A 23,932-nucleotide genomic window follows, 5' to 3' on the forward strand; every position below is an offset into this window, starting at 1 on the left:
TCATCTACTGTTCAGAAGGTCATAGAAAAATAGATTCCCGGAGTTCCTTCAGGAGTAACGGTCGGTGTTAAGGTCAGATTGTGTTTTTCAGCGAATGGCCGGGTAAATAAATAGCCACCGGCAGCTCCGATGGCAGCTCCTCCCAAAACATCCCAGATATCGTGTTGTTTGGCGTAGACGCGTCCCCAGCCGACGTATGCAGTGATGGCATAAGCTGGTATTCCGAATTTCCAGCCGTATCTCCTTTGTAAAAAAGTAGCTCCTTGCATGGCAACAGCAGTATGGTTGGAAGGAAAAGCATGGTGGTCGCTGCCGTCAGGACGTTCTTTCTTTATACTGTATTTCAAAATGTAAGTCAGGGCGATGCTACTGGTCCCTCCGATTACCAATTGCCTGGTGCCCCGGTAATCGCCTGTTGCCAGAGAACCGATGAACCCGGCAACGGGATTGATAAACATGGCTACATCGGTTGACCGGTCGATAAACTTACGGGATTGGGCCTGACTTGTGAAAGTAATGGATATACTTACCAGAAAATACAATACTAATAGATATTTGTTTGTCATCGCTGTATGATAAGGAACGTCAAAGATAAAAAAAATTGGATATATCGTTTTTTCTTTTGAAATTATTATTACTTTTGTACCCGCTAATGCCACTTTAGCTCAGCTGGTAGAGCGACGCATTCGTAATGCGTAGGTCGCGAGTTCAAGTCTCGCAAGTGGCTCTCCTGAACGTCAGGGCAATATTACCGGGAAAGAGGTTGATTGTATTTATCAACCTCTTTTCTCTTTTAGAGAAAAGATAGTTTTATATTGTTTTTGGGATGAAAATTACACGATAATTGTAGATTTATTTTTTATAATTCCTCTTTTTACAGGGGAAGGTTGTGGGTATAATCTAAAATCGTAAATCTAAAATCTACAATTAAAACGTTCCTTAAAACAATTTTCCGTTCATTCGTTGATAGAATATTTTTTTAATTGTAGTATATGAATCCAGGTTCCGGTCGCTTAGAATCTCTTGATGTGCTGAGGGGATTCGATCTTTTTTGTCTGACAATTTTGTGTCCTCTGCTGTGGGCTTTTTACGATACGGGACATTATTCCTGGTTGCAGCCGGTTATGCAACAGTTTTCTCATGTACAATGGGCCGGGTTTGCCTTATGGGATTTGGTTATGCCTTTATTTATGTTTATGGCGGGTGTTTCTGTGCCTTTTGCTTTTGGAAAATATCTGAAAGCAGGGGAGGGATACGGAAAAATATACAAACGGATTTTCCGGCGTGTAATCGTTTTGTGGATATTGGGAATGGTGTGTCAGGGAAATCTGTTTGCTCTGGATATAAACGTACTAAAGTTATTCAGTAATACTTTGCAGGCAATTGCCGTAGGTTATTTGATTTCAGCAGTTATCTATCTGCATTGTAGGCCAAAAGGGCAGATCTTTGTCACTGTAGGATTATTAGGGATATATTGGGCATTACTGACCTTTGTCTCCGTGGATGGATATGGCGGTGGTGATTATACGGCACAGGGAAATCTGGCAGAATGGGTGGATCGGGTTGTGCTGGGACGTTGGCGGGATGGAGCCTGTCTTGATGAATCCGGGAAAGTTATTTTTCTTCAATGGTATGATTATACCTGGATACTTAGCAGCTTGAATTTTGGGGCAACCGTGATGACGGGCGTGTTTGCCGGAGAAATATTGAGAAGTCGTCTGGATTCGTCCGCCAAGTGGAAATGGCTTTTCGGTATCGGTACAGCCATGGTTGCTATCGGTTGGCTATGGGGATTGCAAATGCCTGTTATCAAACGGATATGGACCAGCTCTATGGTGCTGGTGAGCAGCGGTTATTGTTTCTGGTTGATGGGGTTATTCTATTATCTGATCGATTATAAAGGCTATCGTAAGGGATGGACCTGGTTGAAAGTGATTGGCATGAACTCTATATTGGCTTATGTACTGAGTGCTGAAGTCGGTGTTATTTCTTTCTCATGTATCGGGCATTCTGTTTTTTGGGGAATGAGGCAATACATCGGAAGTGATTTTTATCATTTGTTAATTCTGACGATCAATATCGGTTTCGTATACTCTCTGCTTTATGTGTTGTATCGGCATAAAATCTTTTTGAAAGCTTAATGCTATGGGATTTTAGATGGTATGATGTTTCGGAGCCCGAAAATTGTAAAAATATATTTAATTGTACTTTTATTTTTGATTTGTCATTTCTCTTTTTACAAGGGTTGTGGGTATAATTTGAAATCGTAAACCTACATATAAATTGTAGATTTTAGATTTACGATTTTAAATTATAGATTAAATAGAGCTGACGACGAATCCCTTTGTCAAACAATTTAGAATTTGTACGTGTTGATCTTCGTTTGTTAGCTGAGGGATCGCTATTGCCGTTTGGAAAAGAAAGCGGAAATGGCAATACTTTATTTTAGGAAACTTAAGTACATCGGCGAGAGGGTTAAGGCGAAGACCGGACGGGCGATGCAGACCATACTGTCCGAAGCCCTCGGTATGGAACGCGGCACATGATATCTGTGGAATTTTTGTTCCAATAAAAAACCACTTCCTTGATAAGGAAGTGGCTTTTATTCATCCGGATGCATCCGCTATTCGTACTCGAACTCGTACGTGTCGGTCGTGACGCTGGAATCGGAGAAGGTTGTCGTTACGATGGCTTGCATCAGATAACCGTCAACGATTTTGTATTGATACTTTGTGATCTCATCCGGTTCCGAAGGTTTCGTTTCGGAGGTAGACCAGTAATACGATTTGATCTCTACAGGCAGGTATTCGCTCATCTTACCGAAAACGGGGAGCATATCCTCGTAAGCACCGGGGACATACATAGTCCCTATACCCATGACAATATCTATATTCATCGTTACCTTGTCTGTTCCGTATGTCGCCGTGCTTTTATACCGATAGCTGGGTTCTGTATCCGCCCGTTTGCTGTATCGGTAGGTGTCGGAAGTGATGACGTTTCCATTTTCCCAGGTCTGGGAAGTGACCGTTCTTTCGACCTCTTGACTGGTCAATGACAGGTATGGGTGTTCTTCGATCACCTGAGTTAGTTGCCAGTCCGCATTGTATTTATATTCGACGTCCGAGCTCTCCTTGTCTTCGGGGGTATTGTCCATGATGTATTCGATATGGGACGACAGCGCGTAACCGCTCTGATCCATCTTGTACGTGGCGCCGCCCGTACCGTGCCCTTCGGTATTGGTATAATCATATACCGCCTTTATCGTGCCGGTTTCATAGGTGTAGGTCGATGTGGTGGATGTTCCCGGGCCGTCGAAATTCTCGGTGGTAGAACCGGAGACCCTGTTCTGGTCGTCGTATGTTAATTTGGTCGTGGTAATGGATTCTCCGTCTTCGTCCACAGTCTTCACGGTAATTTTTTTCAGCAGTTTTTGCTGGGGTTCGGGATCGCTGCCGCCCACCGTTACCGCGCAGGATGCCGACACTTCTTTGTTAGAGGAAGAAGTCGCTGTAACGGTCGCCAGTCCGTTGGCTATCGCGGTTATTTCTCCGGTTACGGGATTTACGTTTACGACTTCCGGATTGCTGCTCGACCATATCACTGATTTGATCGTGGCGTCGGCAGGCTCTACCGTGGCGGTCAGCGTCGCTTTAGCACCTGATTCAAGTGAGAGTTCGGTCTTGTCGAGGGTAATTTTCGTCACTTTGACCGGAGGTTCGTTCTGGCTGCCGTCCTGTTTGATTCCTTCTTGTACAACCGTTACGGTAAAGGTGTTGTTGCCCGAACGGATGGTGATCTGGGCCTCACGTCGTTCGCCCGTATAGTTCTGGTCGATCTCGATACGGAGCGTAATTGTCCCGGCACTGCCGCTGTATGCCTCGCTGTTGCCGTTGTAGAGTTTTAGCCAGACTACGTTATTGCTGTTGTTATCGGCAGCGCGTGTGTCTGATTTTACCTGTACGAATGCCAATGCCGGAGCCTGTGCTTGCACTTCGTTCACGGTTGCCGTCCAGGGGGCATCGGCCGTGAACGAAAAGCCTCCGCCCGTATTCTCGTTATCGGCATAGGCGCTTTGTGTGAGTTGTTCCTGTATCGGCGGAGTGAACGGATCTCCGTTTCCGCCTTCGTCTTTGCTACAACCGGCGAGGATAGTCGCCGCCGAAAGCATTAATAAAAACAAATGTTTTTTCATATATAAAAAGAGCGTTCTCCAGCTACCACAAGAACCTTTTTATTAAACACAGAAGCGTGGAACTGCAATGCCACGTTCCGAATTGGAGGTCGTAGGAAAACCTTTACACACGAATGTAGTAATAGCAGTCCACGCTATATGCATGAAAACCACTATGCCATCCCTGTGTGTAATTGTGAAATTTCCTACGTTTCCAATTCACAAGATCAGCATAACGCTTCTTCTTATTTCTAATATGTTTTGAATGGAGTTTACCCCATTTGAATGTAAAATTATATAAAAAGTATGATATTAATATGTTTTACAGAGATTTTGTCGTTGTTCGCAAACTCGACACGCCTCCTCGAATTTATTTTTCCGTGATGACCTGTTTTATTTATTGTGACATTATCGTGACAGATTTAGAATTTTGCCAATTATAAAATACCTATAAAATATCGCTTGTGCAAATGATTTACAGTAATATATAGGTGTATTTCAATTGTTTGTATATCAGAAGCATCATGTTCCAAACGGCTGAAATGCCGTTTGGAAATGCCACTCATTCAGCAAGCTGTGGCAAGAGATTAAGCACATTATTTTCCAATTTGCTTCATCGCTTACTATACATACGCCCCATTATGAGAACGTGCCATTTGAGGTACCGAATAATTGGGTGTGGACAACTATTGAAAATATTTGTTCAAAGATAGGGTCAGGTAGTACTCCCAAAGGAAGTAACTATTCATCAAATGGTATTATTTTCTTTCGCTCTCAAAATGTACATAATGATGGTATTGTACTTGATGATATAAAGTATATTTCTAAAGAAGTACATAAATCAATGATTGGCACCGAAGTCCTCCCTAATGATTTACTGTTGAATATAACTGGTGGTTCATTAGGACGTTGTACTATTGTTCCCAATATGATTGATAGAGGAAATGTTAGCCAGCATGTTTGTATTTTACGTCCCATATTGGTTAAAGCTGAATACCTACATATATTTATTTTATCCTCTTTCTTTGCGAAGACAATGAAGATTACAGGTAGCGGAAGAGAAGGATTACCTAAATATAATTTAGAAAAAATGTTTCTCCCATTACCTCCATTAGAAGAGCAGAAAGGTATCATGGTGGAGATTGAACGTTGGTTTGCTTTAATTGGCCAAATCGAACAAGGGAAATCTGATTTGCAAACTGTTGTTAATCAAGCCAAGAATAAAATTCTTGACCTTGCTATTCATGGTAAACTCATACCACAAGACCCGAATGATGAACCTGCAAGCGAACTGCTCAAACGTATCAATCCGAAAGCTGAAATCACTTGTGATAACGGGCATTATAAGAACTTGCCTGATTCATGGTGCGTCGTGCCTATGCAGATGCTATGTTCTTTGACCGATGGAGAAAAGCAGAGTGGTATAGAAAGAATATATCTTGATGTCAAATATTTGCGTGGAGAGCATGATACTAAGATGTTAACTGCCGGGAAATATGCTGCCGCAAATTCTCTTTTGGTACTGGTAGATGGAGAGAACTCCGGTGAAGTATTCCGAACGCCGATTGAAGGTTATCAAGGTAGTACATTCAAGCAGTTGACCATAAACAGCAATATGAATACTGATTATATTCTACAAGTTATCAATTCGCATCGTAAAACATTACGGGAAAACAAGGTCGGTTCAGCCATTCCGCACTTGAACAAAAAATTATTCAGAGCTATAGAAGTGCCAATACCACCTTATAATGAACAACAGAGGATTGTTAATGCGATAAACGTTGCATATAAGCATCTTGATGCAATCATGAAGAATCTATAAACTCTCCATGATTGTATCCAGCTTAGCGAATGCTTTATAAGCAGCATCTATAATTCGCTTTTGCTCTGCATGTGGCGGTACAGGTATTATCAATTTTGAATATTCTGAAATCCAATATCGTTTATGAGTATCACCAATTAAGCGGGTGATGCTCATAAACATCGCAACAAATTCTATTTCAATGCCCTTTTTAACTTGCAAAATCTTTATGGCAGATGATTTTACTTTGAAGGGGAAATTTACAAGTTTTGAATCTGTAGTAAAGTCATCAAAGATGATGCAAGGCAATTTGGAATATATACCCTCAACTTCATTGGTATACCCGATGATGAATGATTTGCCAGCTGTTAAAACTGGTATTGGGTAATTATCCTTGTAACTTGTAGAATTAACAATGTATGCCGTAGGTTGCTCATAATCTACAATATCTTCGAGCTTGCATATAGCCCATGAGTCAGGCAAGTTCTTATAATGCCCGATACATTCTCTTATATTGTTACCGTATTTATTATAAATCAATATAATATGGTAACAAAATTCAAAAACTATCTCGCCAAGACAAATTTGGCAAAAAACACTGTTACATCGTATGTGTGGACGGTGCAGTATTTCCTCAGTCATTATGGAGAAGTAAATAAAAAGAACCTCTTAGCATATAAGGGGTATTTAGTGGAGAACTTCAAGCCGCAAACGGTAAATCTACGATTACAGGGCATCAATAAGTATCTGGAATTCGCGAAACAGGAGAAACTGAAAGTGAAATTCGTCAAAGTACAACAAAAGAACTTCTTAGAGAACGTAATCAGCGATGCAGACTACAAGTTTCTCAAAACACGCTTGAAAGCCGACAGTTATGACGAGTGGTATTTTGTCGTATGGTTTATGGCTGCCACTGGAGCACGTGTCAGCGAACTACTCCACATCAAAGCTGAGCATGTACAAGTTGGGCATCTTGACCTTTACAGTAAAGGCGGAAAAATACGTCGTTTGTATATTCCGAAGAACTTGCGTATTGAAGCTACGAAATGGCTCAAAGAAAAAGGGCTTACTTCAGGCTATATATTTCTAAACCGATTTGGAGACCGTATCACGACACGTGGTATAGCCCAACAACTGAAACATTTTGCAGTAAAATACGGAATGAATAAAGAAGTGGTTTATCCTCATTCATTCCGTCATCGTTTTGCAAAGAATTTTCTTGACCGTTTCAACGATCTTGCCCTGCTTGCTGATCTTATGGGGCATGAAAGTATTGAAACAACTCGCATCTATCTCCGAAGAACAGCCAGTGAACAACAGAAAATTGTAGATAAGGTGGTAAATTGGTAATCTTCCGACAGTCCTTAGAAGTGTAAATGATTACACTTCTAAGGCTTTTTGAATATTATCAAGGGCTGAGAAAAGTTCCTCTATCTTTTGAACAATGCGTCGCTGTTCGGCAAATGGTGGCAAAGGGAACAAAATATCTTCGACTACATTTTTACCAACTCTTTGCTGCCCAACAACTCCATTAAATGTTCCCACACATTCTCCAATAAAATAGTTTGATTTGAAAAAATACAAACCATATAAAGGAATTGTATAATTCGACCTAAATATATGAAGCTCTGTTGTCCCTGCTCCAATGTTGTTGGGAAGATTTTGTAATATCACGGATTTTCTATTCTCTAAACATGGTGAAATCTTAGCAACAGCAATATCGTCATCTGCAAAATGTGTGAATCCTGACTTAATTTTTCCCCACAATCTCAATTCATAATCAAAGAGATTAGAGAATCCATCCGAGATATTTGTCATTGGTACAAAACCAGCATCTGTGTCATCATTTGCCTTGTTCCTGGGATTAATAGTAAATGCCTCCTTAAGCTTTATCAAGCACCAACTTTGAGGTAACTTCCACTTATGCCCGTTATCACAAGTGTTTTCCGCTTTAGGATTGATACGTTTGAGCAGTTCACTTGCAGGTTCATCATTCGGTTCTTGCGGTACGAGTTTGCCGTGAATGGAGAGATCGAGAATCTTGTTCTTGGCTTGCTTAATGGTTACTTGTAAATCGGCTTTACCTTGCTCAATTTTATCTATCAAGGCAAACCAGTCATTTATTCTTTGAGATATTCTTTGCTGTTCTTCTAACGGAGGTACAGGGATCATAACTTCATTGATTGTACCAACAGATAATCCTGGCTGTGCTGTAGAAGTTGCGTATTGATTTAGATTCAAATATAATAATACATTAATAGCCCAATCAATATTAGTTTCACAATGTGTATCAACAACGATTGCGTGTTCAGTGGCATAAAATTGTCCATTAGCTTCATTTATATTACCACATAATGCTCCCTGCCTTCCAATTAGAGGAAAGTGTCCCTCTCTATTATAACTACTAACATATCCTCTGAGTCCATTGCCGCCATAACAAGGGAAACGATGGTCCGTATCTTGTCTGGTAAAGATATCTTTAGCTGTAATGTTTTTACCAGCCTGTAAGTTAAATATTTCTCCTAAGGTCGTCCACACCCAATTATTCGGTACCTCAAATGGCACGTTCTCATAATGGGGCGTATCGGAAGTTTTTGCCGACTTCTTACTTTTTTTGATTTTTCCCTCTTTTATCAACCGTTCCTTTTCTGCCTTGATACGTTCAAGCAGCACAGATGCAGGCTCATCGTTCGGGTCTTGTGGAACGAGTTTACCACGAATGGCAAGGTCGAGTATCTTTTGACGTAATTTCTTTGTATCCATGACGATTAGTCTTTGTCTAAGAATAGATTGCAAAACTCATTCAGTTGTTGTTGCATACGTTCTTGCGGAATGAGAATGCGTTTATATTCGGCAATCATCGTGGGGCTCATGCTTCGGCTCATGGCATATTCCACCACTACCCGGTCGGCATCTGGGCAGAGAATAATACCGATAGAGGGATTCTCGTTGGAACGTTTCACATCTCTATCGAGTGCTTCCAGATAAAACTCCAATTGCCCAAGATCGTGAGGGTGGAATTTTGTCTTTTTCAATTCCACAGCCACCAATGCCTGCAAACCACGATGGAAGAACAGCAAGTCTGCCTTAAATGTAGATGCGCCAATATTGAGACGATACTCTTGATCCATAAAGATAAAGTCCTTGCCGAGTTCAAGAATAAACTGCTTCATGTGTTCCACCAAACCGTTTCTCAGCCTTGATTCACTATGCTTCTTTGGCAAATTCAGGAAATCCACAAATAACGTGTCTTTGAACATGACCGGAGCATTGGGATATGCTTCAAGTAATCCTTTTGACATATTGTCCCTGCTACTTAATAAAGCTGTATATGTTTGGTTGGAGATGCATCTTTGAAGTTCACGGCTCGCTAAATGTTCCTTATTGGCATAGAGAATATAGAAAAGCCGTTCTTCATTGCTTTTGCATCGGCAAAGAATCTCTATATGATTAGTCAATGTTATCAACTCCAATATCTTAGGCATTTGTCCAGTTTTTGACTGGACGATTTGTGCAGGCATTGACTGCACTATTGCAGTTGTTTCTTGTGATGGAAATATTGGGGGCATTTCTATTTGTGCAGGCACCGCCTGCACAAATTCGGCATTCAGATATTTTTCTACAGTTCCGATGAATGTTTCCGATGAATATTCATCATAAAACATCACCATATTGTAAATGTTCCTCCGGCTATACCCCTTGATGTCCGGTCGTTGGGAACGGATATATTCGGATAACTGCGATACAATCTTACTTCCCCATTCCTCGCTTTTCAGCTTGGCTGATACATATCCTCCTACAAGCCAGGCCGTGAGTAATAGCTCCTCGTTAACGACCCTTGAAGCACGGCTTTTATGTTGGAGAATAATATCTATGACTTCTCCAAATTGTTGCTCCATTGATGTGGCTATCTTATTGTTTTCCATAACTCAATCTTCATTTATGTTTGCAAGCAACTTTTCAAGTTCAGCCACAGCAGCACTTATTTTCTGGCTTTTATCCTTTATGTCTGTCATCAGCTCCGCTAATGAGCGGTCATCAGCTTCCCCACCTTGCTTTATCCATGTAATGTCAAGACTTGTCTTATCGCGGGTAAGGATGTCTTCTACCGGATATTTCCGCCACCGTCCTTGTGGATTGTTCTCTGCATTGAAGGTTTCTACCCTTTTATTATAGCAAGAAACAAAATCATCCAAATGATGGCGTTCGAGTTTGTTGGTGGCAAGAGTATGTTTGATGTCTGTACGATAGTCGTAGAACCATATCTCTTTTGTAGGTTGTCCTTTTGTAAAGAACAGCACATTGGCCTTTACTCCCTGTGCATAGAATATACCTGTAGGCAAACGAAGGATAGTGTGTAGGTTGAAATCTGTGAGTAGCTTCTTACGTATCGTTTCTCCGGCACCGCCTTCAAAAAGTACATTGTCCGGCAATACTACAGCGGCACGGCCACTTGTTTTAAGCATCAGCATCATGTGTTGAAGAAAATTCAGCTGATTGTTCTTTGTTTCCACATAGAAATCCTGTCGGTTGATATCAACAGAACCTGCCGGACGTGTTCCAAAAGGAGGATTTGCAAGTATCACATCCACAAGCGTTGATGGCTCTTTCTCCAACGAATCTTCACAAACAATCGGACTTCGGTCTGTACCTACACCATGCAAATAGAGATTCATAGAGGCAAGTGTTACGACCAATGGAGTATTATCCACGCCATGCAAAGCACTGTTACGCAAAAAATCACGTTTCTCCTTACTTGCCGACTGTTCTTTCATATAATCGTAAGCCGTCAGCAGGAAACCGCCTGTACCACAAGCTGGGTCGCAAACCGTTTCACCTATTTGCGGGGCTATGCAATCGACCATTGCTTTGATGAGCGGACGGGGAGTGAAGTATTGTCCTGCACCACTTTTCTTGTCTTGTCCGTTCTTTTCGAGAATGCTTTCGTAGATAGCACCTTTCACATCACCATCCATGATGAGCCATTGCTCTTCATCAATCATGGTAATGACCTTTTTTAGATAAACAGGCTTGTCAATTTTGTTTTGCGCCTTGGTATAAATAGTGCCAATCAAATTTTCTTGTTCGCTAAGTAATTTCAGCGTTTCTTCATACTGCCTGACCAGATCCAGACCATCAAGAGAAATCAAATCTGCCCACTGATAACCAACTGGAATCGCCGATTCTTCTCCAAACATTTCTACATTCTCAGCATCCATCTTCAAAAACAGAAGATAGGTAAGCTGAGTGATATAATCGGTGAACCCGATACCTTGTCCGGCAAGAGTGGTTGCCAGATTCCAAACTTTTTTAGTGAGCGATTGCTCTGTTATGTTATTTGTTGCCATAGATTTATGCTGCTTTTCTTAAAACTACAAATGTATAAAGAGATTGTAGTGCTTCGTCGGCTTTTTGCATATTACCGAATGCACGAATCATTTGTGCCGCATGGGTAGCGTCATCTTCACGAATATCCCTGACGGTACAAGCTCCATTGGATGCGATATAATCTACTATGCGACCGATAACCTCACGCTGTTTATCGGTTATTTCGCGTTGGTTTTGTCCCAGCCACAGGTTGAAATATTGTTTGGATGTAGCGACTACACTATCCAACCGTTCGATTTGACGGAAAGCGAAGCGCACGAGTTGTATAATATTGGTCAGAGCTTCACTTTCTTCTTTGGTGGTAGAGCGTCGCACACTGTTTGGATTTACAATGGCATACGAGTTCCAAAGTTGCTTGGATGTGAAATGACTGTTTGCCATTTTGAGTTTGTTTTCCAAATCCTTTAGCATCGAATAGGTTATCGGTTCGCCTTCGTTGTTGTAAATAATGCGCAGCGCCTCTATCTCATCACTGTGTTCCTTGCAAAATTCCTCGAAAGCCTCTGTCGTGCTTTTGGCTTCCTCTATGGAAAATCCTTTAGAGATAAGTGTATCTTCGCCCGGCATCAAGGTATTGATAAACCCGGCGGCAAGAATGAGTAAGTACCGCCGTGCATCTGCATGGTGGGCAAGCGGGGAAACCAAGCCTTTACGCTCGTTGTTCGGTTCATTCGTACTGACAAACGGTGGAAGAGCGTTGTTTTCAAGCACATCATAAATTCTGGAAGCAAGTTCCTTCATGTCGTCATGAGCCAAACGTACAAACTCATTTCGCTGCGAGTTGTCCGCCTTATTGTATATTCGGGCAAGCGTTGCCGCAAGACGCTTCAGATACTCATCGGGAAGGTAGCCATGACTGATACGTTCCAATAGTTCTTTAAGAGTGATCGTCTTTGTCGTTGGTTCGTCAGTCGTAGTCGGAATAGTCTTTTCATGTTCTGTTACTCCCACCGCATCTACCAAGTAGAAACAATCTTTACTGAATGCGTTTGGAGTAACATTGCGTAGTTGCTCGTCTCCGATGGTACGCACGCCACGCCCCTTCATCTGTATGTAGAGGGGCAAAGATTCTACGTCACGCATAAACATCACCACCTCAAGCGGCTTCACATCCGTACCGGTGGCAACCAATGTACAGGTCACGGCAATGCGGAAATCCTTGTCATTGCGGAATTGGCGTATCAGTTCGTTGCTGTCACCTGCCGAATAGGTAATTTTTTGAACGAAGCGGTCATCAGGACGCCCGAACACCTCTTTGGCTATCTGTACGATATTGGTGGCATGAGCTTCGTTGAGAGCAAATATCAATGTTTTGGGCAGATAGTCAAAGTTAGCTTCCCGTTGCGGGTCATTGAACAATTCAGTATATACAACATCGCGATAAGTGGACAGAATGAGTTTGATTTGTGCCGGATTGATGATACTTCGGTTTAGTTCTTTATTGGTGTAGTTTTTCGTCTCCTTGTTGCAGACGGTTTTCACTTCTCCGGTATAGCGTGTCTCCTCCTTTACCTTTTCTCCCTCTAAGATGGCTCCTCCGTTTTCGGTGGCCTGTGTCTTGATTCTATATACACGACAATTTACATTTACACCGTCAACAATACTTTTTCCCAATGTATAGTTGACAATGCGGTTGTTGTTGAAGAACGCCATTGTTTCAGGAATAGGCGTAGCGGTCAATCCCACAAGTCTTACCGTATCGAAGTATTCCAATACTTTGCGCCAATTCCCATAAATGGAACGGTGACACTCGTCTATGATAATCATATCAAAATAGTCGTGCGGCAAGTTAGGATTAGGCGGCAATGTTACTTCTTCTGTCGGCTCGTTGTCGTCATCGTCGTCATTATCTTCGATGGCTTCTCCTTTTAGAAATGAGAAAAGACGCTGTATGGTCGAAATAATCACATTGCTATCGGATGGTATGGATGAGGAACGAAGTCGGTTCACTGTAAATATGGTATTGAACGCATCTCCGTTTTCTGTCAATCGGAAGGTACCGAACTCTCCTTCAGCTTGTTTGCCAAGATTGTTCCTATCTACAAGGAACAGAATTCTTCGCATGGGAGTATATGATAGCATACGATATGCAGCAAGACAGGCGGTATATGTTTTGCCAGCACCCGTTGCCAACACCATCAAAGCACGATTTTGTCCACTCCGGAAACTCTTTTCCAACTCGGTTACAGCTTCGTACTGACAATCACGCAATCCTTTTTTACGCAAAGTCGGAAGTCCGGCAAAATAATCACTTATCCCTAACTGTTTAACCAACTCATAAGGTGTGGGGATAGTCATTATCTGTTTGAAACAAGCATCTTGTTTGCGAAAATCGCAGAAATATAATTCTTTTCCATTTGAAGTAAAAATGAAAGGTAATGGTTTCTGATATGCCTGATAGATATTGGGAACACTTCTGGCATATAAAGCAACCTGTTCACATACTTTATTGGAAAAGGCATCTATATCTTCTCTTTTAGCTTCAAGCACACCAACGGCCTTTCCATTAATGAAAAGGAAATAATCGGCTTCAAGATTACCCTTTAGCAGCCCTTCTCTTATAGCGACAGCCGTACAAGTAGGTTCGTACTCTTCTCTATCAACTACCTTCCAACCTGCATCGGTAAACCACTGATCTATTTTTTGCCTCGCTTTTTCTTCTGGTGTCATATATATTCCTATATTTCTATATTATCGGAAGTTGCACACTAAAAAATAATGGACGTTCATAAACGCTATTGACGTTCGTTCTTGTCTGTTATCAAATCCTTCAAATCCACTTGAAGAATTTCTGCAATCTGCTGCAATGTTTCCAAATTAGGCTGGATTCTGTTACAAGCATAGGCATTGACCATGCTGAAACTTTTATCAAGCTTTTTAGCCAACCACGTCTGAGAGATACCTTTGTCCGACAAGACAGCCTTTATCCTATTTAGTTTCATTCTTAGATGCAATTTTATTGTGTAAATATAGTGAATTATATTCAATAGTCCGGATCGCTATATGCATGAAAACCACTATGCCATCCCTGTGTGTAATTGTGAAATTTCCTACGTTTCCAATTCACAAGATCAGCATAACGCTTCTTCTTATTTCTAATATGTTTTGAATGGAGTTTACCCCATTTGAATGTAAAATTACATAAAAAGTATGATATTAATGTGTTTTACAGAGATTTTGTCGTTGTTCGCAAACTCGACACGCCTCCTCGAGTTTTTTCCGTGATGACCTGTTTTATTTATTGTGACATTATCGTGACAGATTTAGAATTTTGCCAATTATAAAATACCTATAAAATATCGCTTGTGCAAATGATTTGCAGTAATATATAGGTGTATTTCAATTGTTTGTATATCATAAGTTTATGCTGATTCTTACCTGTTTGTGGTACTATAGGTGTAAAATGACCTTGTAAGCAATGGGATGTTGTTTTAGTAAACCGGTTCATAAAGTCAATATAAATTCTAAAAGTATCGGAGTGACAATTCAAGTCCGGTTGGACTTTTTTGTTTAATTACATAAATGTCCTAATGTATATACTATATAAAAGATAAAATGTATAATTTCATTTAAAAATATTATTATAATATTTTGTTTTTGTTTATAAATTTATATATTTGTATCATGTAAGTACGTAAAAAGTGGCTTATAAAGATCGTTACCTTAACTCTTTTGGAAATTATATCATACCGTCTTCCGAAAGTTTAAGTGGTCTGAAGCCCCGGTCTGTGAAAGCATGGGCTGTTTGTACATACGGCGTAAAATTGTCGTATTTTAAAGGATGGGCTAGTCCATCCTTTTTTTAAATTTGAAATTATGTATCTGATCTTGCATTACCCTATCGTAGATGCCCGTTATTTTGCCAAGGATGACGTTGAGCGTTTACCGGTTCCTGATTTTCCTTGTCCTGATTTTAAAAGTACGATCCGGCATTTTGGAAAAGTAGAGGAACGAAAGACTTTAAGTGTTAGTTGCTGGCCGGGCGAACGTCGTTTTTGTAACGGCCGGCGGGCAATTCGTTTTTCCCGTTTGAGTGCTGATGAGGTTCGTTTATATAACGAAGGTTTTCGGAGTATTTGTAAAGGACGACGTTTTTTCTCCGACGGTGATTTATTGGGACGTTATGAGGTATCTTTTACGGTGTATCAGCGCCCCGGTGTTTTTTTAACCGATGTATTGACCAGAATTTTCGGCAGTAAGATTTTTGTAAGGAATGCAGTTGGCGGGTATGACGAAACGACTTTGAAAGAAGGTGGAAAATATATATCGGGATTGTATCTCAAATCCTCCTGTTGTTTGAAAAATGTCGGAAATATGTCTTCATCGTGGAATATGACCGGGGATTTGATGAGTTATATTGAAATCAGTAGTGCAGAGGCGAAAGATCCGAATATTATTCCTGAAGAAAGTGTTGAAGTAGCTGATTTTGAAAAATCGGGATTTAAATTGTATTTTTATAAACATGCAGGAGTTCCTGTATGGATTGTGGTGCGTACAGACGAATACCATATTGATTATAAGATACTTCACAGGTTGAGGACGGCTTTGGTCCGTATTCATGCGGAAAAACAAACCGTCGTCCAGACCATTAAATTTCTTAACGCAGGTATTCAGAAGAAAAATGAGATCGTCAATAGCAAACGGGCAATCGCCTATATAAAAGCCGTTCAATATAAATTGTTGCAGCCGAACCGATTCGGTATCGGACAAAACCCGATTGTGAATATGGCTTTCGATGCCGATAATGATTTTAACGGATTTAACTGGGAAGATTTGAAGGGTATGGTGGAGAAGCTTGTCGACCGTTATACGAAATCTGATTTTAAAAAATTATTCACGAAAGTCGATTTCAAATTCATCGGAGAGAAAATACCCGAAGCTTTAAAAAACGGTATGTTCAACGATCAGCAAATTTGTGAAATGACAAAACTCCTCGAATTGGCGCAGGAAGGCAACAAGGTAAAATTTCTCAATTATATTGAAAAAAATTGGGTAAAATTGAGTGAAAAGGTGTTTGTCGGTGCTTCTTCTACAATTATTGCCGAATATCTGCTAGCGTTGATTTTGCGAACAGCCTGATTTAACTATTAAAATTAAGCTGTTTGACAGATTCCTTGGTAGAATAATAATTTTAAGTCTTCGACGGAAATACGAATAAAAAGGGAGTCACTAAAACTTATGTATAACCGCTTTGTTACCTTATTTTTCTGTGTCTTTTGAACGAAATCAGTTATCTCAAATATAGAAATAGCTTTTGCTTTATTTCATAACTTTTCTAAAGATAAGAGTTATCAACGGTCGGGTTGTCCTGCTTTTATCCTTCTAAATAGTTGTCTGCCTTCTATATTATATATATATTTAACACATAAAGCGTAATTTTTTGATTGAACATTAAAATGAGATGGTATGAAATTATTTTTATTATTGATCTTGATTTTTGCATTAAATTCGATAGGTTTCGGGCAGCAAATCATTGTCAGAGATACGGTTAAATCGGAGATTCTGAGACAAACCCGACATATTAATGTGGTGGTGCCTGCATTCCCCAGCCGGCAATCGGATTGTAAAATGAATGTGGTATATGTTTTGGATGGTGATGATGCTTTTGTTAATCTGGTTGCGGCTCATCTGGCTTTTGTCCGCGATATGGATAATGAGATTCCTGCTTTTTTGGTCGTGGGGGTTGTTTCTGAAAATACCCGTATGGATGATTTTATGGTGGGTGATCCGGATCGGGAAACAGGACGTGCACAGAAATTTTTAAGTTTTATGTCAGATGAACTTTTCCCTTATATCGAGTCTCGCTATAATGTGACCCGGCATAGGTTAGGTGTGGGGCATTCATTGGGAGGATCGTTGCTTATGCATGCGTTGTGTGACAGAGATTCTCTCTTTAACGCTTATATGATGTTCAGTCCGAATCTGGTTTATAGCAAAAACAGATTGCTGGAAGATTTTAAAGCGAAAGCTCCGGTAAAACTTGATAAGTTTGTTTATCTGTCCATTGGGGACACGGGCGAGCCGGAGACCGGATATTTGAAAGGAATTCGCCGGTTTGATTCTTTGCTTTTAAATTCTCCCGGGATCAAGGGATTTGAAGCGCATATAGATTATCTGACAGAAGTTGGACATATGGAATCGCTGCCTGTTTCTCTGGGCAGGAGTGTCAAAGAATATATCAGGTATTCTTATGGTACACCCGGAGAAGATGTGAGAATGGCTATGCTTGCAGAAGATGATTTTGCCAAAGCCTTTAGTAAGTATTATAACGACAGGCAGGAATATCTGGGATACCGTTATTATCCGGGTGTTTACAATCTGTATAATCATTGGATTGTGTTGGCGGGAATGAACGGTCAACCCCGGAAAATATTGCAAATTGCTGATTTGGCGATAAAGATTCATGAAGGAGACAGTCACCGGTATATTTTATATCTGGGGAAGGCTCAGGCTTATGATGATATGAATGATACCGAATCAGCTCTTAAAGCTTGTGAGGATGCGATGAAATCACTTCAGGCTGAGCATGACCAGTACGATAAAGAAGATTATAAATATGCCGAAGAGGAAATAAACGAACTGATTTCAGAAATAAAGCAAGCGGGTCACTAAAAGGTGTCGTCTATAATTAATAAAGTCCTGTTATTCGATCGAATAACAGGACTTTGTTTATGATTATCAATTTATTTGGCGTTGCGGACTGAATCTGAATTCTTATTTATCCGGAAATCAGTACCTCGGATAAATATCATATAATTAATCATTTACATTTTTTGCCTCAATACTTTTATCCTTTACTTTAAGCAGATAAATTTCATAAATCAATTGATTATTTTAGCCGACTATTTCGTGTAAATCATATATTTTGTAAAATATATTTTACAAAAATTTGTATAATAAAATATTATGTATATATTTAACGCAAAATATGTATGTATTATAAATATAAAACAATATTGAATAACTTATATATTTTATTAGCGAACATAAAAGATAATAGTTGTTGCAACATTATTATAAGCGAATGCTGATGCGCTTTGTTAGTAGGCTAATTTCATTTTTTTCGCTATGAAAACAAAATCAATGAAAATCAAAAACTATTCCCCCAAAGGGAGTCAGTCTTCTAAAATTAAGGAAGAAGACAAAACTTACGATGGAGGTACATTAGACACGGTTACAGTGTCTACAGGTCCTGTCAATAACCTATAGAGGTTAATCTCAATCTTGTTAGCCCTTTTATAAGGGCTAACTTCAATAAATAAACAGTCATTAATTTTAATTATATGAAAGAATATAAAGCTTGTCATCCTCTCGAAACTGTAAACAAGATAAGAGGAATATTGTCAAATATTGGAATTCTGACAAAAGATAATCATACAAAAAACAACAAATTTTTTTCTTTCCGGACAAATATTGCGTATCCTGATTTAGATTCTTTCAATTATGGAACAAACGGAAAAGGTACAACTTATGAATATTCTCTTGCCAGTGGTTATGCAGAATTTTTGGAAAGGCTGCAAAATAATTTGTTGTTACCGAAAAGAAAATATAGTTATAAACGTTTTCTGGACGAACTTGATCCGAACTCTCAATTTGTAAAGAAAGTAAGGGAAAAAAATCTGGAATTAGATTATTTATTCGATAAGGATGAGGAATACTGGTCTATAGAAAAATTGCATGCTCATTGGGGAGATGAACTTAGAAAAATTTTCAAATTGAGTAATCATGATGATATCGGAGAATTTATAAGACAGATAAATCCTTCAGAAGAGGTTTTAATGGTCCCTTTTTTTGATGTGCAGACTCATGAATCCATCTATCTTCCAATTGAGTTATTATGGTCAGCTACAGGCTCTAATGGAATGTGTGCAGGAAATACTGCACAGGAGGCTGTTCTGCAAGGAGTTTGTGAGCTTTTTGAGCGTTATGCCATAAAAGAAATATATCTGAAAGAATTAACTCCGCCAACAATACCTTATGACGCATTTAAAGGTTCTGTGGCCTATGAAAACTTACATTACATATTAAAAGAAAACCCGAATTATGAAATTATTATAAAAGATTGTTCCCTGGGGCTTGGTTTACCTGTTATAGGGCTTATCATTACTGATAAAGAAAAGCATTTTTTCAATTTCAAATTAGGTTCAGATTTCAATCCTGCTATTGCGCTGGAAAGATGCATTAATGAAGTTTATCAGGGTACGACATATTTCAAAAGTATTCCTTTTAAATTCTTCGACAAATCACAGAAACCTGATTATATATCGGATATTGATTATATGTATTTAAATCTGAAAAACACATTCGTAGATAGTTCGGGTTATTGGCCTGCTTCTATATTATCTGCCAAAGTATCTTATCCGTTTACTGGCTTTAATGATAAGTTGGGAAATACGAATGAGTATGATCTGGACTACAGTATCAAACTGATCCATAATTTAGGGTTTAATCTCTATATTCGTGATAATTCGAAACTTAATTTTCCGGCTTATTACGTTGTTGCCCCAGGCATGAGTGAATTAGTGATAAACAAATCAAATTGTACATTACTCAATCTAGGAAGTAAATTAAATTATCTTTGTAATATGAGCAATTTGACTGTTGAAAAGGCGGCCTTATTAGCTGACAGTCTGGATTGTAATTATGAATTGATAAAGCTTGACAGATTCAAATATACGAAAATATATGTTCCTGTCAAGGATCAAGACTTATATGATCTTGATTTAGAGCTACTTTTATACATGCTTTTTTATTATGCGCGCAATAACGATAAAGCAATGTATTATCTGAATTTATTCTTATCAGATAAAAGCCGCGATGACTATGATTATTATTATGCTATTTCGGATTATATGAATCTGAGATATACAGAAAATAGAAATGACGATGAAATTGCCGCAATTTTATCAATTGGTTATGGAAAAGATACCGCAAATGAAGTAGTTGAGGATATATCCGATCCGGAAAAAATATTCAGATACCACTCCTTCCCCAATTGTTTCAACTGTGAAGATTGTAAAGTCTCGGATAAATGCAGGTTATTTGATGTGTTTCAAATAGAAAAGAATATTAATGTTCATTCGCGTGTCATAAATCAAAAAGACTTGGAAAAACACTTGTTCGGAAACACACAATAGATATTGTTCGGATTAAAAAATCACTGGTATTTTGGGTACTTCAATCCATCCCAATACTAGTGGTTTTCAAACTAAATATATAGCTATATGAAGTTTATATTCTTTTTTCTGTTATTGGTGATCTCACATTATACGGCGAGCTCGCAGTTAAATGTTATTGAGAGTAGAATTGTTAATCCCGACCAAAAACCCATCGAATACGCAACAGTTATTTTACAGGATTCACAGGTAAAATATATTGACGGTACAATTACTGACAGCACGGGGTATTTTATAATCAAGCATCTTCCGGCCGGTAATTACCGGTTGATTATTCAACATTTACTTTATGAGCCCGATACATTGTATATACAGGCCAACATGCAGATACAGCCTGTAATAACTCTTATTCCCAGGCAATATACTTTAAATGAAGTTCAGGTGTCAGCAGAGGGACCAATGATGAAAGTAAGCGGTAATATGTTGTCTTATAATGCTCAATCGATAGAAAAGAATAAGGCAATAACAACCGCTTACGAAATGTTAAAAGAGATTCCGGGTATATTTGAAATCAATAACCAATTGTCATTGATAGGCAGTGAAAAGCTAAACATTGTTATAAACGGACAAATGACCAAAATGACTATAGAGCAGGTCAGTAATATGCTAAAGACCATTCCTTCTTCGAATATTGCAAATATTGAGGTTATGTATAATCCGCCTGCCAAATATAATGTCAGGGGAGCTCTGATCAATATCGTTCTGAACAAAAGGACGGATGAACAGCCGTCTGTAACAGGGGAAGTGTCAGCATCATACAAACAATCGGTCTATGCATCAAACGTTGACCGGATCAATCTTGTTTATAATAATTCAAAATTCAAAGTTGATTTTTCGGCCACGGTTAATACCGGGAAAAGTTGGGATAAAAACAAATCCTATTCCCGGCATTCCCTGAAAGACAAAATTGTAAAAATAAATGAATTCATCAATAGCAGGAATAATTATCTGGATATAGATTTCAGAACAGAAGCAGCTTATACATTTAACAAAAACAGTGAACTTATTTTTTCATATTTCCTTAATAAAGAGAAAAAAAACGGCAAAAGTTTTGCAACGAACGATTATACCGATATAAACCAATATAGCTTAAACAGCTTGAATCACACGAAAGATAACCGGCAGTTGCACAACGCCTATATACAGTATTCAAACAGAAAATTCAATATAGGAGCCGAATACACTTTTTACAAAAATCCGACAGACCAGCATTATACCGATGAAAAAGACCATCAAATCAATAAAAATTATATCAATAATTCTGATCAGAAGATTTCAAAATGGTCCGTATTTATTAATCATGGAGTTACATTCCCCTCAAAGTTAAAACTGAATTATGGTATAAATGCGGGATATAATTTATCTGATACGAAAGTTCGGTATTTATTCAGGCAAAATGATGATTACATCGAAGCCGGAGATTTAAATTTAGATGGCAGTCAGAAAGAATACACTGCAACCCCTTTTATAGAAGCATCCTGCCGGTTCAATAAAAAACTGTCGGCCTCCATTTCCTTGAAAACCGAATACTTCAAATCAATTTATACAGATAATGGTATCCGGCATACTTTATGGAACGACTGGTCGCTATTTCCAAATTTATCCGTTACTTACAGTCTGGATCCGAGAAATACTTTTCAGTTGAATATTACGAGTGATAAGTATTATCCTTCATTTTGGGCCATTAATCCTCAAACGACAGAATTGAACTCATATTCGGAGGTTGTGGGTAATCCGGAGTTAAGCCCGTATAAGATGTACAGAGGGCAGTTTATGTATATACGCAATCGCAAGTATATTTTTATGGGATTCATTCAGTATGCACCGGACTATTTCAGTCAGTTGCCCCACATGTCGGCAGACGAAATAAAGACAATATATCGTTTTGAGAATTATGATTATCTGCTAAGAATGGGAATTGCAGTGATACTGAATGTTAAGCAAGGAAAATTCTTTAGCAGTAATATCACTTTGCAGGGAATAAATTCGCGGGAGAAGATCGACGATTTTTATGGTTATTCATTTAATCATACAAGCTTAAGCGGTGTGGTCAATTTAAATAATTCTTTTAATCTTACCGAGTATTTATTGTTGCAGGTCAACGGACATTTTCAGTCTGCTGCCCGGCAGGGGGTCTATAAACTCGGCGAAATATGGAAGTTGTCAGGTAGAGTCAAATGGACGATAACCAAATCGCTTTCTTTTTTGGTAAATTATGACAACATATTGTGCCATCAGAGGCCGCGTCCGGTTAAGTTGGAATACAGTAACCAGTACAAGCTGACTCGTTTTTATGAGAGAAGTAGTGTTGAATTTACATTGATCTGGAGACTAAAGAATCATAAACAATCAAAATACCATCAGGTTGACGACAGCAGATTGAGCCGGTAGTATCCCCGAAAAATGAATTTTGGAGGGGGCTATGGTATAAAAAAATCCTGTGATTCGTTAGAATCACAGGATTTTCAATGATTAAACCTAGTTGGCGGTGCGGACGGGACTCGAACCCGCGACCCCAGGCGTGACAGGCCTGTATTCTAACCAGCTGAACTACCGCACCAAAATAACCATAAAATTTTAGAAGAACTTTTTCAGCGGTGCGGACGGGACTCGAACCCGCGACCCCAGGCGTGACAGGCCTGTATTCTAACCAGCTGAACTACCGCACCAGATTTTGGTTGTGCTATCTCTTAACAGCGGTGCAAATGTAGGATGATTTTTTGAAATAGCAAATAAATGGATAGGAAAAAATGAAAAATATTTCTTCTACTTGTAAAATATAATGGAAAAATAAATGGAGAACGAAGGCGGAGATTAGAATTTTTGTTTAACTTTGAACGCGTAATAATTTTTAAATTAAAAAACTTTAAGATAATGAATGTACCTGCAGAATTAAAGTACACCAAAGAACATGAATGGATTCGTGTTGAGGGTGATGAAGCTGTTATAGGCATAACCGATTATGCTCAAAGTCAATTGGGCGATATCGTTTTCGTAGAGTGTGAAACTGTCGGGGATAACCTTGAAGCCGGAGATACCTTCGGTACAGTTGAGGCCGTAAAAACCGTTTCCGATTTATATATGCCTGTTGGGGGAGAAGTGTTGGAATTTAATGAAGAATTGGAAGGAGAGCCGGAATTGGTAAATAAGGATCCGTATGGAAAAGGCTGGATTATCCGTATTAAGCTCGGTGATGAAGCTGAAATCGACGGGTTGTTGACTGCTGATGCTTATAAGGCTATCATCTGATAAAAATATTGAGAGCTGTAATATCCAAGCGGAAATTACAGCTCTTTTTAGATAAAGTAGTCAATCTTTGTTATATATTTTAATAACTTTGTGTTTTAAAATATAATTTTTTAAATTTGTGGGTGTTGTATTGTACTATCAATAATC

The 23,932-nt window shown here is 39.0% G+C and carries 16 protein-coding genes and 3 tRNA genes; 9 read left to right on the forward strand and 10 right to left on the reverse strand.

Annotated features, from left to right (window positions below):
* Nucleotides 1-11: 11 nt before the first annotated feature.
* The gene (locus BN8908_RS00540; RefSeq protein WP_021986966.1) at nt 12-566 is read right to left on the reverse strand and encodes a phosphatase PAP2 family protein; all 555 of its coding nucleotides are present in this window, start codon (nt 564-566) and stop codon (nt 12-14) included.
* Nucleotides 567-654: 88 nt separating this feature from the next.
* Between BN8908_RS00540 and BN8908_RS00545 the strand changes: the two genes are divergently transcribed.
* Both BN8908_RS00545 and BN8908_RS00550 read left to right on the forward strand, forming a co-directional pair.
* Nucleotides 655-727 (forward strand) — tRNA-Thr (locus BN8908_RS00545).
* 265 nt (nt 728-992) lie between these two features.
* Complete coding sequence (locus tag BN8908_RS00550; protein WP_068688343.1) at nt 993-2,141, forward strand: acyltransferase family protein; 1,149 nt, start codon at nt 993-995, stop codon at nt 2,139-2,141.
* A gap of 482 nt (nt 2,142-2,623) precedes the next feature.
* Here BN8908_RS00550 and BN8908_RS00555 read toward each other — a convergent pair whose 3' ends face one another.
* Nucleotides 2,624-4,192, reverse strand: coding sequence for an Ig-like domain-containing protein (locus tag BN8908_RS00555; RefSeq protein WP_082989188.1), 1,569 nt, complete (start codon nt 4,190-4,192; stop codon nt 2,624-2,626).
* 565 nt (nt 4,193-4,757) lie between these two features.
* Between BN8908_RS00555 and BN8908_RS00560 the strand changes: the two genes are divergently transcribed.
* Entirely contained in the window at nt 4,758-5,993 is a 1,236-nt protein-coding gene (locus BN8908_RS00560) for a restriction endonuclease subunit S (RefSeq protein WP_068688347.1), read from the forward strand.
* Here the strand turns inward: BN8908_RS00560 and BN8908_RS00565 are convergent.
* The gene (locus tag BN8908_RS00565) at nt 5,988-6,512 is read right to left on the reverse strand and encodes a restriction endonuclease subunit S (protein ID WP_235837397.1); all 525 of its coding nucleotides are present in this window, start codon (nt 6,510-6,512) and stop codon (nt 5,988-5,990) included. The two genes, BN8908_RS00560 and BN8908_RS00565, sit on opposite strands and share 6 nt — an antisense overlap.
* A gap of 6 nt (nt 6,513-6,518) precedes the next feature.
* On the opposite strand from BN8908_RS00565, the gene BN8908_RS00570 reads away from it, so the two are divergent.
* On the forward strand, nt 6,519-7,322 hold the full coding sequence (locus BN8908_RS00570; protein WP_068688349.1) for a tyrosine-type recombinase/integrase: 804 nt from the start codon (nt 6,519-6,521) through the stop codon (nt 7,320-7,322).
* A gap of 30 nt (nt 7,323-7,352) precedes the next feature.
* Here the strand turns inward: BN8908_RS00570 and BN8908_RS00575 are convergent, their stop codons facing one another.
* The 5 genes from BN8908_RS00575 to BN8908_RS00595 form a co-directional block, all read right to left on the reverse strand.
* The gene (locus tag BN8908_RS00575) at nt 7,353-8,735 is read right to left on the reverse strand and encodes a restriction endonuclease subunit S (RefSeq protein ID WP_068688351.1); all 1,383 of its coding nucleotides are present in this window, start codon (nt 8,733-8,735) and stop codon (nt 7,353-7,355) included.
* Nucleotides 8,736-8,740: 5 nt separating this feature from the next.
* Nucleotides 8,741-9,898, reverse strand: a complete 1,158-nt coding sequence (locus BN8908_RS00580; protein WP_068688354.1) for a PDDEXK nuclease domain-containing protein — start codon at nt 9,896-9,898, stop codon at nt 8,741-8,743.
* 3 nt (nt 9,899-9,901) lie between these two features.
* The gene (locus BN8908_RS00585) at nt 9,902-11,320 is read right to left on the reverse strand and encodes a type I restriction-modification system subunit M (RefSeq protein ID WP_068688356.1); all 1,419 of its coding nucleotides are present in this window, start codon (nt 11,318-11,320) and stop codon (nt 9,902-9,904) included.
* Between the two features lie 4 nt (nt 11,321-11,324).
* The gene (locus BN8908_RS00590; protein ID WP_068688358.1) at nt 11,325-14,030 is read right to left on the reverse strand and encodes a type I restriction endonuclease subunit R; all 2,706 of its coding nucleotides are present in this window, start codon (nt 14,028-14,030) and stop codon (nt 11,325-11,327) included.
* A 65-nt stretch (nt 14,031-14,095) separates the two neighbouring features.
* On the reverse strand, nt 14,096-14,302 hold the full coding sequence (locus BN8908_RS00595) for a helix-turn-helix domain-containing protein (RefSeq protein WP_068688360.1): 207 nt from the start codon (nt 14,300-14,302) through the stop codon (nt 14,096-14,098).
* Nucleotides 14,303-15,176: 874 nt separating this feature from the next.
* Between BN8908_RS00595 and BN8908_RS00600 the strand changes: the two genes are divergently transcribed.
* The 4 genes from BN8908_RS00600 to BN8908_RS00615 all read left to right on the forward strand — a co-directional run bounded on the left by BN8908_RS00600 (nt 15,177) and on the right by BN8908_RS00615 (nt 22,927).
* Nucleotides 15,177-16,439, forward strand: coding sequence for a hypothetical protein (locus BN8908_RS00600; RefSeq protein WP_068688362.1), 1,263 nt, complete (start codon nt 15,177-15,179; stop codon nt 16,437-16,439).
* Nucleotides 16,440-16,766: 327 nt separating this feature from the next.
* On the forward strand, nt 16,767-17,972 hold the full coding sequence (locus BN8908_RS00605) for an alpha/beta hydrolase (RefSeq protein WP_068688364.1): 1,206 nt from the start codon (nt 16,767-16,769) through the stop codon (nt 17,970-17,972).
* Between the two features lie 671 nt (nt 17,973-18,643).
* On the forward strand, nt 18,644-20,497 hold the full coding sequence (locus BN8908_RS00610) for a YcaO-like family protein (protein ID WP_068688366.1): 1,854 nt from the start codon (nt 18,644-18,646) through the stop codon (nt 20,495-20,497).
* An 87-nt stretch (nt 20,498-20,584) separates the two neighbouring features.
* Nucleotides 20,585-22,927, forward strand: a complete 2,343-nt coding sequence (locus BN8908_RS00615; RefSeq protein ID WP_068688368.1) for a TonB-dependent receptor — start codon at nt 20,585-20,587, stop codon at nt 22,925-22,927.
* Nucleotides 22,928-23,019: 92 nt separating this feature from the next.
* On the opposite strand, the gene BN8908_RS00620 is transcribed toward BN8908_RS00615, so the two are convergent.
* A tRNA-Asp gene (locus BN8908_RS00620) sits at nt 23,020-23,096 on the reverse strand.
* Between the two features lie 35 nt (nt 23,097-23,131).
* Nucleotides 23,132-23,205 (reverse strand) — tRNA-Asp (locus BN8908_RS00625).
* 205 nt (nt 23,206-23,410) lie between these two features.
* On the opposite strand from BN8908_RS00625, the gene gcvH reads away from it, so the two are divergent.
* Entirely contained in the window at nt 23,411-23,785 is a 375-nt protein-coding gene (gcvH, locus tag BN8908_RS00630) for a glycine cleavage system protein GcvH (protein WP_021986471.1), read from the forward strand.
* Nucleotides 23,786-23,932 lie beyond the last annotated feature (147 nt).

Source organism: Culturomica massiliensis, from assembly GCF_900091655.1.
Lineage (GTDB): Bacteria > Bacteroidota > Bacteroidia > Bacteroidales > Marinifilaceae > Culturomica > Culturomica massiliensis.

Bases quoted from the DNA above. Each gene is read 5' to 3' on its own strand.
- BN8908_RS00585 (WP_068688356.1), bottom strand. From the start codon at position 11,320: ATGGCAACAAATAACATAACAGAGCAATCGCTCACTAAAAAAGTTTGG.
- BN8908_RS00540 (WP_021986966.1), bottom strand. From the start codon at position 566: ATGACAAACAAATATCTATTAGTATTGTATTTTCTGGTAAGTATATCC.
- BN8908_RS00590 (WP_068688358.1), bottom strand. From the start codon at position 14,030: ATGACACCAGAAGAAAAAGCGAGGCAAAAAATAGATCAGTGGTTTACC.
- BN8908_RS00550 (WP_068688343.1), top strand. From the start codon at position 993: ATGAATCCAGGTTCCGGTCGCTTAGAATCTCTTGATGTGCTGAGGGGA.
- BN8908_RS00570 (WP_068688349.1), top strand. From the start codon at position 6,519: ATGGTAACAAAATTCAAAAACTATCTCGCCAAGACAAATTTGGCAAAA.
- BN8908_RS00615 (WP_068688368.1), top strand. From the start codon at position 20,585: ATGAAGTTTATATTCTTTTTTCTGTTATTGGTGATCTCACATTATACG.
- BN8908_RS00575 (WP_068688351.1), bottom strand. From the start codon at position 8,735: ATGGATACAAAGAAATTACGTCAAAAGATACTCGACCTTGCCATTCGT.
- BN8908_RS00595 (WP_068688360.1), bottom strand. From the start codon at position 14,302: ATGAAACTAAATAGGATAAAGGCTGTCTTGTCGGACAAAGGTATCTCT.
- BN8908_RS00555 (WP_082989188.1), bottom strand. From the start codon at position 4,192: ATGAAAAAACATTTGTTTTTATTAATGCTTTCGGCGGCGACTATCCTC.
- gcvH (WP_021986471.1), top strand. From the start codon at position 23,411: ATGAATGTACCTGCAGAATTAAAGTACACCAAAGAACATGAATGGATT.
- BN8908_RS00600 (WP_068688362.1), top strand. From the start codon at position 15,177: ATGTATCTGATCTTGCATTACCCTATCGTAGATGCCCGTTATTTTGCC.
- BN8908_RS00580 (WP_068688354.1), bottom strand. From the start codon at position 9,898: ATGGAAAACAATAAGATAGCCACATCAATGGAGCAACAATTTGGAGAA.
- BN8908_RS00605 (WP_068688364.1), top strand. From the start codon at position 16,767: ATGAAATTATTTTTATTATTGATCTTGATTTTTGCATTAAATTCGATA.
- BN8908_RS00610 (WP_068688366.1), top strand. From the start codon at position 18,644: ATGAAAGAATATAAAGCTTGTCATCCTCTCGAAACTGTAAACAAGATA.